The organism is Fibrobacter sp. UWH5 (genome assembly GCF_900142505.1).
GTDB lineage: Bacteria > Fibrobacterota > Fibrobacteria > Fibrobacterales > Fibrobacteraceae > Fibrobacter.
Genome location: NZ_FRBB01000006.1, coordinates 19,027 through 32,295, shown reverse-complemented (window position 1 = coordinate 32,295; position 13,269 = coordinate 19,027). Strand labels below are relative to the sequence as shown.

The following is a 13,269-nucleotide window of genomic DNA, read 5'->3' as shown; positions in this document are numbered from 1 at the left end:
GGAGTAAACATGAAATTGAAAACATTTCTCGCCCTCGCATTGGCTTGCTGCACTTTTGCTTTTGCCACCGCAAAGCCGGAACTTGCAAAGACCATCAAGTTTGACGCTCCGCCCAAGGCATTGAAGGCTGATGTCATGGACGCCTTGCAGAATCGCAAGTCTGCACAGGGCTTCACCGAGAAGGTTGTTTCCTATAAGGAAATCGGAAATATCCTGTGGGCAGCCAACGGCATTAACCGTCCTGAAACGGGTCACCGCACAGCACCTTCTGCGCTGAACAAGCAGGATGTGGATCTTTATGTTTTCACCACCCAGGCTGCTTACAAGTATGACCCGAAGGCCCATGCTATGAACCTTGTGGTGGAAGGTGACAACCGCGCCCTCTTCACCGAACGTATGAAGACTCCGGTCATCATCTTGCTGGTGACTGATGTTTCCAAGTTCGATCGCGGTCCCGAAGCTGATCGTATTCTGATGGGTGCCGCAGATGCAGGCCTCGTTTCTGAAAACATTAGCATCTATTGCGCTGGCGCAAAGATCGATACTCGTGTCCGTGCCTCCATGGACAAGGCTGGCCTCCAGAAACTTCTTGGCCTTTCCGAAAAGCAGATTCCTCTGCTGAACCACGCTGTGGGTTACGAGAAATAGATTCTTTGAAGTTGCCCTTGTCAGCAGTGTGGCTAAAGTCGCCACAGACATTGCTAAGCAAAATGCCTCGCAAAAATGCGGGGCTTTTTTAATGTGCGTAAAATGCGCCTTCATGAAACACAATGTTTCATGGATTTCTATAAAAATATGGAAATACTGAAAAATGGGTTGAAATTTTACAAAAACATTGATTTTTGTTTCTTGAAAGTGTTGTTGAGTGCTTTTGTATAATTTATTTTTTGCGATGTGGGACGAACGCATCCTTATAAATTTTTGGAGGTTAGGAGGATCTTGTGTTTAAGAAATATTTTTTTGCGAGGCTTGCTGCTGGCGTCGCCTTGATATTGCTTTGTGCCTGTTCTGATTCGGAATCTACATGGAATTCTCTTTCGTTCAGCGTTGCAGACCGTTGCAAACATGATTTGCTGTACAAGGAACTTGCAGATGGAACTTCAGACGATGTGCAGGAATATGATGACGTTGATATTTATGCTTCGCCTGTAACTGAAATGGATACAGTCTATTTCAAAATGAACCCTGACGGATCTGCTTCTGCATCATTCTCTTTTGCGACTCGATGCGGAATGGATTTTACGTTAAAGGCCCACATGAGTGGAGATACTTTATTTGTTAATGATGAATACGCTTCCGATATTTATCCGGATTGCTCTTGTGTTGCCGAAGTAAATACAACCATTCCGGCGAAGTTTACCTCAGCAAAAATTTTAGTTCCTGGAGGTAGCTTGTTTTACACAAGGGCCATTGCTTATAGGGAATAAGGATTAGGATATTTTCATGCGGAGTATGGTCGCATTCATATTTGCCTTGCTTATGCCATTGGGGGCCTGGGCTGAGGCAAGCAACTCATCAAGTAGTTTCGACAAGCTGGAATTTGGGACCCGCTTTGGCGCAGGTCTCATGTATGTCATCACGGATTCTGAAAAGGATTATTATCCTTCCAATGGTGGTCCCTGGGGGTCGCTGTCCTTCGATGTGGCCTATGGCCTGACGGAAAATCTTTACCTGCATTCCGGTGTGGGCCTGGACTATAGGATTTTCTTTGTTTATATAGAAGCTCTTGCGGGAGATGTTCTTGATTACGATGTCGGGGAAGAGCAGGACGCTTATGACAAATGTGAAGGAAGTTTTTACTGTGGTAGAAGACATTGGGAATATAATCAAGCTTTCTTGCTGAATGTTCCCGTGCTTTTACAGTGGAGGATTCCTCGCATTCTGTTTCTTGAAGTGGGCGTTGTATTTGAGCTGTTGCTTGGGACAATCGAAAATGAGGATGATGGGTGGAGGGATGAATCTTACCGAAATCGCGATGAGGAAAGCCGCTTTGGGGTGAATGTTGCTATGGGTGTTGGGCATCAATTTAAATCGGGCCTGTTCATTGATTTTCGTGTGCTTTTCCGCGTGAACGATTTAATTGATGCAGACAAGTTTGCGGATAGTTACTTTATCCCAGTACAAGAATTTGATGGTGATGGAAATGTTGTGTTTGATTTTATGGATTATTCCGAACCCTACGGCTCTTATTATAAATTGTTAAAACTTCAGCTGGGTGTAGGTTATTGGTTCTAGATGAAACCTATTGTTGAATATCTTGATTATCGCAGCTATATGCGGGAGTTCTACGAAGAGCGTAAGAGAACTTCCGCTTTTACGTGGCGTGAATTTTCCAGGCTCTCCGGTTTTGCTTCGTCGGGATATTTGAAACTGGTGTGTGATGGCAAGACCCGCTTGCGTAAGGCTGGTGCGGAATGTGTTGCTAAGGCTATGGGGCTGAGCGGTTTCCAGGTGGAATACTTTTGCTGCATGGTGGAATTTTGCGACGCCCAGACAAACGAAGAAAAACAAGCGGCCTATGGCGAAATGTGCCGTTTGGCTGATGCCAATAAGGTCCGTATTTTAGGTAGCGAGGCGTACTCCTATTTTTCCAGCTGGATTAACCCTACGTTGCGTGAACTTGCTCCCATTATGCCGGGGGCAAGGCCCCTTGAAATGGCCCGCATGCTATGCCCCTCTGTGCCTGCTGCCGATGTACGTTATTCTTTGGATCAAATGGTCCAGATGGGACTGCTGAAAAAGATTGAAAGTGCGGGGGAGGTGTCGTACGTTCAGACGGACGTAGGTATCAATCCTGCTGACAATGCGGATCACAAGGCAGCCATCAATGTGGCTGTGCGCTCCATGCAAAAGCAGTTCGCCCGTTTGGCCGCTGATGCCCTGGATGAGTTCGACGGATCGGAGCGTAACTTGTCGGGAATAACTATGGGGCTTGACCGCACCGCTTATGAGCGGGTGGCAAAGGAAATGGCGGAATTCCGCAAGAAAATTGAATCCATCGTGTCGGAAGTCAAGGACTACGATCGGGTTTATCGAATCAATTTACAGATGTTTCCCCTGACTCGGAAATTGGAGGAGAAGGATGAGAAGTAATTTGCTTAATAAAATTCTTGGGATTGTGTTTTCGACGGTCCTCATTCTTTGCGGCTGTTCCGGTTTTACCTCGGATCCACCTGTGGCAGGAACTACAGATGACTCGGGCGTAAATCTGCAGAAGGAATTTGCCATGGCCCGCCAGTATGCTTTGGGTTCCTATGAAATAACGGAACATTCCGAATCTTCTGCGACAGGCGTTATTTCCATCAGTCTTGTTCAGGAATCGGGCTGTGTCAAGCAGGGCGAAACTTACCAGTGGGTCGACGACCTGAACCGTGTAACTCAATTTGCTGGGGGCCTGTTCCGCTATAGCTTTGCAGGCGACACTTTGACTCTTACCGCCTTGAATGAAGAACCAGATTATTATGGCAATGTTACGGTTCTTAAATTCGTTGGCGGCGAGCTTGGAAAGCTTCAGGGAATCTGGCTGCAATTAAGTCGTTCTGCCTATACCGTGTACTGGAATTTTGGCGAAGGTTCCATTGAAATCCGTGTGCTGGAAAAAGAGAACTTCAACTATATGCAATCCCTCTTTATGTGGATGTTTTTTGAAGGTCTTGAAGATTCCAGTATGGATATTTATGCGGATCTCATTTACGATGAACGCGCCGTTGATCCTGGTCGCTACGGAGTGGCGATTCTTAAGCAGGATAATCGAAGCGAAACCTTTACTTATAAGGGTGTGACCTATGAACTGAAAATAGATTCTGTTCATTCCTTTGATGATTATTTATCGTTGACTCTTTCTAATGGCGCTGCAAAATGTCACCTGGAATATTTTAGCACCTTGAATGTAACTCCTGCAGTATGCAAGGCGGAAAATGCGGATGGCTTGCATTATTCGGATGCAACTCCTGATGTCATGACTCGTTACTCTTGGGGAAATGAAAAGGAATTTGGGGAATGCGTGAATCAGCTGATCGCCGCTGGTGAATCCGCTACGACAGAAAGTTCCTCCTCAAAGTTTGCGAAGGAATTTAGCGCAGCCCATGATTTTATGCCGGTTTACTATAGTGCAGAACCCTCTGGAACAAATGCTGGAACTCTAGTTTGGGATTTTGGCTTGGAAGGTCGTTGTCTCAAAGAAGGTGAGGGAGTGAAGTGGGTTGATGGTTGGTATAGCAACCGTCAGGACACGGCACAGTACAATTTTAGTGGAGATACGCTCTTTATCCATGATATCCTTGGTTCTACAGATGTATTGATTGGCGGTACTTCTGGACAGCTCGATGGCGTTTGGAAAATGGTGGGTGATTCGTATGTGAATGTTTATGTCAAGTTTGAAAAGGAAAAAATAACCTTCGCCTACGATATGAATCCGGATTACGACTACATGAATTCGGAATTCTTCGCACGCCTCCACAGCCTTCTTGCAAGTGGTTCGGGATCATTGACTTTTGAAGAAGAATTCTATGAACCGGAAGATGAACTGGAAAACGGCGTTACCATTGTAAACCACACAAATACCAGCGAAACTGTTACGATCAATGGAAAGACTTATGAAATTACCTTGAATCATGCCCATATGCTGTGGCAGGATGTTTCTGTGACCGTAAAGTTTGGCGATATGGTTTGCTCCGGGAGAAAGGCTCAAATTGAACAGATTTCTCAAGAACAGTGCAGTGTGGAAAATATGGTTTATCTTGACGATAATGGCCTTGTTTCTATGGCGTACATCATTGATGAAGAGAAATCCTTTTCTCAGTGCCTTGAGCAAATGGTATCCCGCTAGACGTTGTTATTTTGATCTCGTAAGGTTAGTGAGGTTGTATGAAATTTCGCATAATTAGTTTGATTCTTATTGTTTCCGCTTTCTTATTGAATGGCTGCGTCACGGAAGGCGATCCTAGAATTTCCAAGATACGGATGGAAGTGAATCCTGCTCCTGAAATGCGTGGTGCAGGTGAACACATGACGTCTGACTATCAAGTCCGTCTTTCTGGTGGCTTGAATGCGGGACCTTCAAAGAAAATGGAGGTGGATGATGTTTACCACAATGGCCGTAGTGTTGATTTTGCATACAGTCTTGAATATGGAATCGTAAATGCTGCTGCGGAATTGGCGCTCAAGAAAAACATATTCATGGTCAATACGGGAGTTGGCATCAACAATGGCTTATATACGTTTGCGTCTCTCGGGTTGAATACAAGCCATTTTGAAATCGGGTTTTCTGGCGGTGTGTGGATGAACCATCGCGACTACGACTGTGAAGGGGATATGACTGTCACCTCTATGCTATTCTTTAACGAGGTTAAGGAATATAGCCATCATTCCAACAACGGAACCTCCGTTATATATGGTGGCTATGCTGGCGCTTATCTGGGAGACTTTGGCCTTGAGATTTCTGCAAGCACCTATGAAGGGGATATGGAACTTGAAGACGTGCCTTTTTCGCCTAGAGTCTACACCCTATATGCTTCGGCTAGCTACCGCTTAAATGATCATTGGAGAGTAAGACTGGGCTCGGTTGGCGTTCATGGAGAAAACTTTGATAAACGTTATTGGTCTGGCTTTGCCGGCGTCAGTTACTGGCTTTAATTGACAATTTTTGTAGATTATTCGATATAACTAATGAACCGCCGATTTAACCTTACTTGCGGGCGGATAAATAAACAGCTAAACGAGGAGGCCTTATGGCTTTGTCTTTTGATTTTAGTCCGAAGAACGGACCCAATTCTCATTCTCAAATTGTAAAGAAGTTCTGTGACGGTTTCCATGTGGATTCCGCCATTGAATTGGCACGAATTATTCGTGAAAGAATGGCTGCAAAGGGCTATGTTCCCGGCGATCTTCTGGAAATGTACAAGCGCCGCTGCGAAAGCCGGAATGTAAAACTCAAGGAAACGGAATCCAGCCTGCTGGCAAAATTTTGCCATATGGCGGAAAATGGAATTGTCCCCAGGCGTTTGCGTTCCTTTGTTTACGCAACACTGGATATTGGCGAAAAAGAACTGGCCGAAGCTCTCGCCCAGCATGAACTGCGCAAGAAAATGTCTGCTGCCTTAGGCCGTGATCATGGGGCGGAATGTTTTTTGCACAACCTGCCGCTGATTCTGAAGCATAAGGATTTTGTGATGAAGTATCGGGAGTTTGCCTCCCTGCAGTTTAGCAACGTGGGCTTTAGCTACTGCTGGTTTGGGGGCAGGTACATTTGCCTCGGTGAACTTCTGAACTACTACAAGTACTGCTTTGGTGTTGCCCATCATGGCTGCCCCCACTGCGGTGGCGACGTTCATAATTACTGGTGTTGCGGATCTGTACTTTCGGGGGTTCATTCCATTAGCGGGATTTGCGTTTCCTGCGGGAACAAGGTTCACAACGCCATTGACTATCGTGAAACGTCCTCGGGTCTGGTGCCTGCTCCCCGCGAAATCCTCATAAGGGATAAGCGCTGCTTTGGGGCGCCGCAGACAACCTTAAGCTACATCTTGCCGGCGACGCATGTGCCCTGCGAATGTGTGGATGAAAACCCCTGGGATATTTTCAGCCTGGTGGCGTTGCTGAAATCGCTTTAGAGTTCTGCGTTGCTTTCTGCATTTTTTGCGGCGGCGCAGTCTTCGTTTGCGATGGCGGTTGCTGCTTAGATGCCGGTGCTGTTTTCCATAGCCTCGGTTTCGGTAGCCTTTGTTGCAATCGCTTTAGCGGCGGCGCGTGCTTCACGTTCTTGAGCTTCCCGCTGGGAATAGACGCAGCCGCAGAAGTTCTGACGGTAAAGATGGTACTGTTCCGAAAGTTCGGTGGAACGCTTGAATCCACCTTTCTTTTTCAGGTCGGTGGGCAGCCGCTTGACGCCGTAAATTTCGCACTGTTCCTGCATAATTTCGTTCAGCAGTTGTGCGTCTTTCATGGGGCTGATGGTAAGAGTTGTGGTGACGTATTCGCAGTCCAGTTCCTTTGCGATTCTTGCGGATTCCGAAAGACGCAATTCGAAACATTTGCGACAGCGCTTGCCGCCTTCGGGTTCCTTTTCCAGCCCGCGGACTGCGTCGTAGAATTTCTTCGGGACGTACTCGCCCTCGATCAGCGTTACCGGATGCTTGGTGGGGAATTCTGCAACGAAGCGCTTGATTTCTGCGACGCGGTGACGGTATTCCTCGTCGGGGGCGATGTTGGGATTGTAATAGAAAACCGTGATGCGGAAATACTGGGACAAGTACTCGATGGAATGGCTGCTGCAGGGAGCGCAGCAGGCGTGCAACAGCAAAGTGGGAACTTCTTTACGCTTTTCCAATCCGCGGAGGATGTACTCCAGATCTCGTTGGATGTTGTGCTTGGGCGGTTTCGGGCTGGCCTTGCCGACGTTTTCTGCGAAATCAGTCATAGTTCAAGGTTCCGAATGCGGTGGCCCAAAAACAGAATGTGCTGACGACGGCGAAAAATCCCATGACGGTCTTTTCCTTGTGGCTGGCACTGAACAAAACCGTGGCGGCATAGAACGTCAGGTACAAGGCGAAAAAGAACGCGAAAATCTTGGTGATGATGGCGGGCAGCAACTGGTTTGCGGCATCGGGCAACACGGCACCGGCGGTAAGCAGAAACCACAGGGCCACGAACTGCATGATGATGGGAACAACGAATGCCTTGCGTACTTCCTTGGGAACGACGCGGTGGCGTCCGCTCATGGCGTATGCACCTAGGGGGGCCCCCAGAGCCAGGGCGATATTCAACCCGATAGAAGGAGCGAAGGCGACGGCTCCAATAATTGCTGCAATCATCATAACGTAAAATTTAACAATTTGCGCTGGAGTCCCGAATACCCACAAAAAGAAAGAGCCCGCGAGGTAAAGGAGGTAACCTAGCGGGCTCAGGGAGTGTTTGGGTATCCCAAAGATAGATAATCTTGGGTGTGCAGAAAAAAAAAGTGAAATTTTCTTGTATACTCGAGTATACAGCTTGTATACAGAACGTTACCTTTAGGCGATTCCTGGCTAAAAAAGCCCTTTTAGTTGCAGATAGGCGTGGGCGGGGTGGAAGGGGGCTCTTGCCTTTTTTTTGAAGGTGGCGGCGATGGATATTTGGATTTGGTCTGTTCCCACATCGGACTGGGTGCGGATCTGGATGTTTTTTTGAGGATTGGATTGGGGAAGCACAAGGGAAACGCTAGCTTTATTGAGACTGTTGGTGCCGTAGGAGAGGCCCGTCTCTAGTCGGGGAGTGTTCAGCCCTTCGTTTCGGGTATAGGTCGTCTTGACGCTGCCTTGCAGGGAGAGTCCGTTTTTTGTTTGGGAATCGCTGTGGGAAAGCAGCGAAACCCCTTGCAATTTCAGGTCGTCCTTGCGACAGTTTTCGGCGGCGTCTAGGCAGGTGGCGCTTGCGGTTCCGCGGAGTTGTTGGGGGCCGTAGTCCAGCTGTACTTTTATGCGGGCGGTGGTTTGCTGCAGGGCGCTGTCGTTTGGCAGTGGGGTGGTGACGCGGATGTTTGTGGAGATTCGGTTGCGCCATGGGCTTGCGTCGGTGTAGGCGATATTCTGGGAATACCAGAACATGCTGTTTAGAATGCTGGAACTGAGGTGGGACTGATCCGGGACGCTGTCTCCGTGAATGTAGGCTGAAATTTTCCAGCTGATGATTTCTGCATTTTTGTTTTTGGCGGAACTTCGGCTTGTTGAAATTTTTTCGTTCCGCTGTAACTGCATCTTAATCAGGGGGAGGGATTGGCCGTGTTGCCACCAGCCTGCGACGGTGCCCCAGGAGGTTCTTGCCTGGATTCCGCAGGAGTTGCTTTCGGGATGGGTCCAGCAGAAAATATCGGCCTGTTTTCGGTAGCCTAGGCGGGCTTCCAGGTTTAGGGCCGTGTCTAACGTTCCGCCCAGCGTAAGGTTTCCTAGAGGGTATGTAAACGTTGTGCCCCATAAGGTGTCCAGCGGAATATAGCTGTGGATTTCCCGCGTTGAAATTTGCCCGAAGTGGGCCTCGCTGCCTTCGTTTCGGTAGCTCAGAAGTTCCTGCGTTCCCAGGCGCAGGCGGTAGCGGTAAAAATCCACTTGAAGCGAAAGTCGGGAACTTTCCAGATGCCCCAGAGAATCGGTTCTGCCTTTCCAGAGGATGTAACCGTGGGGCGTTAGGGGCGGGCGCTGGGATTTTGCGGAGTTCTGAGAAACGGTGGGTTCTTGTTGGGGCTGGCAGTCTTCCAGTGAATAGGTTTCGGCCAGCAGGCAGGCTTCTTCCTGATTGCCTTCTTCCAGCAGGTTCAGCATTTCGGTTGCTTCCTCTGCGGAAATTAGCCCGTCGTCCCACCACTTGAAAACCGCGGCCTCATCAAGGGCGAGGGCGAAGCCCGAGAATAAACAGAATGCGGTTGTTATTTTGCGAATATATACCAAGAAAAAATTGTTCATACCTATATACACGCACGAATTGCCGAAACATCACTTTTGGGGGTTCTTTTTTCTTTTGGGGATTTCTAATTTTGGGTTCATGGCAAATTCTAACTGGTCTAAAAAGCCCGCAAAGGGTTCCTGGGGTAAAGCTCCTTCTCGTATGCCTGCTCGTGGCGCCGATGCCTTGGGCAGTGCCTTTGTGCCTCACATGAAAGCTCCCCGCACCGAGTTTCCGCTGTTTAACGGAAAGCGTGTTACGCCGTCTCTGGCTGGCCTCGACAAGCTTTTGCATTATTATGGTGTGGAACTGCAGGAAGAAACCTTGAAGCAGATTTGGGAATATCATCAGCTTCTCCGAGCCAACAACGAAGACCAGGACTTGACTCGCCTTAATGCTTTTGAAACCATGGTTGAACGTCATTATGCCGACTGCACTTTGATCAACGCCTTTGTTGAAAAGTGGCCTGCCCGTATGATTGACGTGGGTAGTGGAGCCGGCTTCCCGGGTATTCCCCTGAAGATCGTGAATCCCAATATCAACTTGACTCTTTGCGAACCGCGCCCGAACCGCATCAACTTCTTGAACATGGTCATCGAGAAGATGGGGCTGAAGAATATCGATGTGTTCGGTCACAAGGTGACTAGCCGCAGCATGACTATTCCTGTGGATGGTGTTATCAGCCGCGCCTTTGAACTGATGGAAAAGACTTTCCCCCGTCTACAGAACTCCCTGAAGGTGGGTGGGCGCGTGTTCTTTATGAAGGGGCCTGCTGCCGCTGACGAACTGAAGACCTTGCATCCCGAAGACTATGGATACAAGTTGCTGGAAAAGCACTTCTATACAATCCCCAACAGCACACAGGAACGAGCCCTCGTAATATTCGAAAGGGTACGATGATGCATGGGGGGGGCTACTGCCCCCCTGGCCCCCCCCCGCTGAAATGTGCTGTGCTCACTTCTAGCCCCAGGCGCTACGCTTCTGGGGTTTGTTTCGCAGCAGGGACCGCTGGTTTATTCGGGTTTATTTCGGGGGAATGAAAAAGGGGGCGGTTGCCCCCTTGCGTCTTTTAGAACTTGAATACCATGCCGAATCGCATCTGGCCGTCGCGGACGCCGTCGCTTTCGCCTACGTCCTTGATGGTTGCGAAGTCGAATTGCAGCATGTCGGAGAGCATGAAGCCGAAGCCCATGTCCACTTCGTCGCGCTTACCGGTCTGGTCGTGGAGGTAACCCAGTCGCAAAGCGATGGTGTTGGCGTAAATAAATTCGGTACCTACGTTGAAGACGCCCTGCATCAAGGAGTTCTTGGCTCCTTCCAGGCCGCTGCCACCGCGTTCAGGATTGATCAGGGATTTCCAGCAGGATACGTAGAACGGTTCGGGATTTCCCTTGCTGTCGTCATAAACCACTTCGCGGTTGTAGTCGGCGACCACGACCCACTTATAGTCGGCCAGGGAGAGGATTTCATAGGAGAGGCCCAGGCGCCAGGTCAGCGGGATGGGGTCTTCGATGGTTTTGTCGACGTAATAGACGCTGGGGCCGATGTTGGCCAGGACCAATGCAAAATTCAAACCGTCTACAATCAGGTTCTTCTTGAGGACGCCCACGTCGAATGCGTAACCGAAGGTAGTTGCTTCTTCGGATCCGGATCCTGCGCCGGAACTGAGGTCAGAATAGAAGAACTTGATGCTGAGGCCTAGGCCCCAGTCGCCGGGGAAGCGGGTACCGTAGCTGAAGCCGCCAACGATTTCAGAACTGTTGTAGGCCACCAGGTCGTCAGCGTCCACATCGCCAGACGCAACTGTAGAACCGAAGCTAACGAAGTTTACGAAGAAGCCCATGGTACCCCAGTCGTTCAGGGGGATGGTCATGCCGCCGTAAAGGTGGTAGAGGTCGGGAATGTTGAGAATCGGCAAAAGCTTTTCATAGAAGGCTGTGAGCTGGTAGTCGGCGTCCTTGAATTGTTCCATACCGTTTGCGGTACTGAACCAGACGTCATTACCCTGGGGAAGAACTGCCCAGACCTTGTTTACAGAAAGACCGTTTCCGGAGTGGTAGTGGACCCATTCGTCATCGCGCTTGCCTTCGGCCTCGTCGGCTTCGGTGCGTTCAAGTTCTGCCTTGCGGCCGCTGGCGGTAGCGTAATCCGGCAGGTGGCGCCAGACGCCCTTGTCGGTGGCAATCCAGATGCCGCCCTTCTGGTCGACGGAGATGTCGTTGACGGTATTGTCGGCGAACTGAATCTGTTCCCACTTGCGGAGGTTGAAATGGGAGAGGCCTCCCTTATGGGCTGCCCACACGTGGCCCGAACTGTCGACGGCCAGGGCGGTGGGACTCTTGTCCATGACTCCATCTTCTTCGTTGAACAGGCTCCAGCGGTCCTTGTCGTTGACGCTCTTCTTGGGAATGAGGCGGGCAACGCCTGCGCCTTCTGCGGCAACATAAAGTTCCTTGCGGAGTTCAGACCATACGAGGGCGGTAATCTTCTGGCTGGGCAGGACCTTGCCCTTCTGCTCGAATTGACCGTTACGGTATACGAAGAGACCGTCGTCGGTACCGATCCAGATAGAGGCTCCCTGGCTTACCAAGGCAGTAACGCGGTGGTTTCCCAGTTCGCTGTCGTAGCTCTTCCAGGCCTTGCCGTCAAAACGGTAAAGGGACTTGGGTGTACCTACCCACAGCTTTTCGGTACGGCTTTCGTAAAGGACTGCGGTAATGGTGTCCTTAACAATCAGGTTCCAGGGCATCTTGACTTCTACGATGTGCTTTTCATCGTCGGCAGTCTTGATCTCGTTGAATTCCTTGACCTTTCTGACATTTTCTTCCAGGCCGCGTTCGGAACCGGCGTACACCTTGACGGCGTCGCGGACCTTGGCATTGCCCTGCAGGGTAATGGAATGATAGTCGACCCACTGTTCGCCGTCAAACTTCAGGATACCGTTGGCAGTACCTGCCCACAGTTCGCTCTTGCTGAAGAAGCCATTCTTGGAGCGGGAAGCCATGCTTGTAAAATAGGGGGCATTCTTGGAATCGGCCGGGTAGCTCATGCGCCATTCGTCGGCCAGGGGGCCGAATGCCAGACCTGCGGGGTTGTAATACATGGCGGCGGCGTCATCTGCCAGGGCCGCACCTGCTTCGCCCATACCCAGCTGGCGGGCGCCAACGGGCATTTCCAAGGTGATAATTGCAGAACCTGCGGCAAGAGCCAGCGCCGGTGCTAAAAGAATTGCAGAAAGTAGGGATTTACGCAAGTTGCCTCCAATCCGGGATGTCGTAGTTGCTTCCGTGTGACGGGACAACTGCCTTCCAACCGGACTTGCTGGGGTTTTCCCAGGGCTGCTTCGGCAGGAGTCTGCAGTCGCAGCCCAAAACGTAGGGCGGCAGGATTTCCGCGTGGTTGCGGATCTGCTCGCGGGTAATAAAATTCTCTTCGTTCACGAACTTGCAATATTGTTTGCCCTTGGGGCCAAGCTCGATGCGGTAGGTGGCGGTGCCATTCTTGTCGCCTTCGTCCACGGTGCGGATGGTTTCTTCCATGGTGGCGTTCCACTGGGCGATCAGGGCCTCGCGCTGTTCGGGACTCATGTTCTGTGTCTCGAGCCAGGAGCGGAGGGAGGCTTCAGAGGGCTTGACTGCAGTGAGGGACTCCCTAGCGGGGCGGACCACCACGGCGTATTGGCCGGAAACGTCAATTACAGGCTTGACCTCGTCCTTTTCGTCGGAACTGTGGATAACCACATAGGCTCCGATGGCGGCCAGGATGATAGAAAGCACGATAATTGCGATTACAATAATGATTGACAGCATATTTAATTCCGTTTTGGACTTTTTGCCTTACTCTCAAAAACTAGCA

13 protein-coding genes are annotated in these 13,269 nt (G+C 50.0%); 8 read left to right on the top strand and 5 right to left on the bottom strand.

Annotated features, from left to right (window positions below):
• Positions 1-9: 9 nt before the first annotated feature.
• The 7 genes from BUB38_RS06980 (at position 10) to BUB38_RS06950 (ending at position 6,611) form a co-directional block, all read left to right on the top strand.
• On the top strand, positions 10-648 hold the full coding sequence (locus tag BUB38_RS06980) for a nitroreductase family protein (RefSeq protein ID WP_073158982.1): 639 nt from the start codon (positions 10-12) through the stop codon (positions 646-648).
• A gap of 293 nt (positions 649-941) precedes the next feature.
• Positions 942-1,427 carry a hypothetical protein gene (locus BUB38_RS06975; protein ID WP_112131967.1) on the top strand — a complete coding sequence of 162 codons (486 nt, stop codon included), beginning with the start codon at positions 942-944 and terminating at the stop codon, positions 1,425-1,427.
• A gap of 25 nt (positions 1,428-1,452) precedes the next feature.
• Positions 1,453-2,235: an outer membrane beta-barrel protein gene (locus BUB38_RS06970; RefSeq protein WP_073158978.1), complete on the top strand. Its 783-nt coding sequence runs from the start codon at positions 1,453-1,455 to the stop codon at positions 2,233-2,235.
• On the top strand, positions 2,236-3,093 hold the full coding sequence (locus BUB38_RS06965) for a TIGR02147 family protein (RefSeq protein ID WP_073158976.1): 858 nt from the start codon (positions 2,236-2,238) through the stop codon (positions 3,091-3,093).
• Positions 3,083-4,828 carry a hypothetical protein gene (locus BUB38_RS06960; protein WP_139258307.1) on the top strand — a complete coding sequence of 582 codons (1,746 nt, stop codon included), beginning with the start codon at positions 3,083-3,085 and terminating at the stop codon, positions 4,826-4,828. The genes BUB38_RS06965 and BUB38_RS06960 overlap by 11 nt, the downstream gene beginning before the upstream one ends.
• Positions 4,829-4,866: 38 nt before the next feature.
• Positions 4,867-5,634, top strand: coding sequence for a hypothetical protein (locus BUB38_RS06955; RefSeq protein ID WP_139258305.1), 768 nt, complete (start codon positions 4,867-4,869; stop codon positions 5,632-5,634).
• 95 nt (positions 5,635-5,729) lie between these two features.
• Positions 5,730-6,611: a hypothetical protein gene (locus BUB38_RS06950; protein WP_073158970.1), complete on the top strand. Its 882-nt coding sequence runs from the start codon at positions 5,730-5,732 to the stop codon at positions 6,609-6,611.
• A 65-nt stretch (positions 6,612-6,676) separates the two neighbouring features.
• Here BUB38_RS06950 and BUB38_RS06945 read toward each other — a convergent pair whose 3' ends face one another.
• From BUB38_RS06945 to BUB38_RS06935, 3 genes are all read right to left on the bottom strand, one after another.
• Complete coding sequence (locus BUB38_RS06945; protein WP_073158968.1) at positions 6,677-7,417, bottom strand: epoxyqueuosine reductase QueH; 741 nt, start codon at positions 7,415-7,417, stop codon at positions 6,677-6,679.
• On the bottom strand, positions 7,410-7,814 hold the full coding sequence (locus BUB38_RS06940) for a hypothetical protein (RefSeq protein WP_083538181.1): 405 nt from the start codon (positions 7,812-7,814) through the stop codon (positions 7,410-7,412). Before BUB38_RS06940 ends, BUB38_RS06945 begins: the two co-directional genes overlap by 8 nt.
• Positions 7,815-8,024: 210 nt before the next feature.
• The gene (locus BUB38_RS06935) at positions 8,025-9,434 is read right to left on the bottom strand and encodes a hypothetical protein (RefSeq protein WP_073158966.1); all 1,410 of its coding nucleotides are present in this window, start codon (positions 9,432-9,434) and stop codon (positions 8,025-8,027) included.
• 79 nt (positions 9,435-9,513) lie between these two features.
• Here BUB38_RS06935 and rsmG point away from each other — a divergent pair, with 79 nt between their 5' ends.
• A complete protein-coding gene (rsmG, locus tag BUB38_RS06930; RefSeq protein ID WP_083538182.1) occupies positions 9,514-10,314 on the top strand; it encodes a 16S rRNA (guanine(527)-N(7))-methyltransferase RsmG in 801 nt (266 codons plus the stop codon).
• A 169-nt stretch (positions 10,315-10,483) separates the two neighbouring features.
• On the opposite strand, the gene BUB38_RS06925 is transcribed toward rsmG, so the two are convergent.
• Together BUB38_RS06925 and BUB38_RS06920 are read right to left on the bottom strand one after the other, a co-directional pair.
• Positions 10,484-12,667, bottom strand: a complete 2,184-nt coding sequence (locus tag BUB38_RS06925; RefSeq protein ID WP_073158964.1) for a PorV/PorQ family protein — start codon at positions 12,665-12,667, stop codon at positions 10,484-10,486.
• Entirely contained in the window at positions 12,660-13,223 is a 564-nt protein-coding gene (locus tag BUB38_RS06920) for a hypothetical protein (RefSeq protein WP_073158962.1), read from the bottom strand. The genes BUB38_RS06925 and BUB38_RS06920 overlap by 8 nt, the downstream gene beginning before the upstream one ends.
• Between the last annotated feature and the right edge of the window lie 46 nt (positions 13,224-13,269).

Bases quoted from the DNA above. Each gene is read 5' to 3' on its own strand.
- BUB38_RS06980 (WP_073158982.1), top strand. From the start codon at position 10: ATGAAATTGAAAACATTTCTCGCCCTCGCATTGGCTTGCTGCACTTTT.
- BUB38_RS06970 (WP_073158978.1), top strand. From the start codon at position 1,453: ATGGTCGCATTCATATTTGCCTTGCTTATGCCATTGGGGGCCTGGGCT.
- BUB38_RS06965 (WP_073158976.1), top strand. From the start codon at position 2,236: ATGAAACCTATTGTTGAATATCTTGATTATCGCAGCTATATGCGGGAG.
- BUB38_RS06960 (WP_139258307.1), top strand. From the start codon at position 3,083: ATGAGAAGTAATTTGCTTAATAAAATTCTTGGGATTGTGTTTTCGACG.
- BUB38_RS06955 (WP_139258305.1), top strand. From the start codon at position 4,867: ATGAAATTTCGCATAATTAGTTTGATTCTTATTGTTTCCGCTTTCTTA.
- BUB38_RS06950 (WP_073158970.1), top strand. From the start codon at position 5,730: ATGGCTTTGTCTTTTGATTTTAGTCCGAAGAACGGACCCAATTCTCAT.
- BUB38_RS06945 (WP_073158968.1), bottom strand. From the start codon at position 7,417: ATGACTGATTTCGCAGAAAACGTCGGCAAGGCCAGCCCGAAACCGCCC.
- BUB38_RS06940 (WP_083538181.1), bottom strand. From the start codon at position 7,814: ATGATGATTGCAGCAATTATTGGAGCCGTCGCCTTCGCTCCTTCTATC.
- BUB38_RS06935 (WP_073158966.1), bottom strand. From the start codon at position 9,434: ATGAACAATTTTTTCTTGGTATATATTCGCAAAATAACAACCGCATTC.
- rsmG (WP_083538182.1), top strand. From the start codon at position 9,514: ATGGCAAATTCTAACTGGTCTAAAAAGCCCGCAAAGGGTTCCTGGGGT.
- BUB38_RS06920 (WP_073158962.1), bottom strand. From the start codon at position 13,223: ATGCTGTCAATCATTATTGTAATCGCAATTATCGTGCTTTCTATCATC.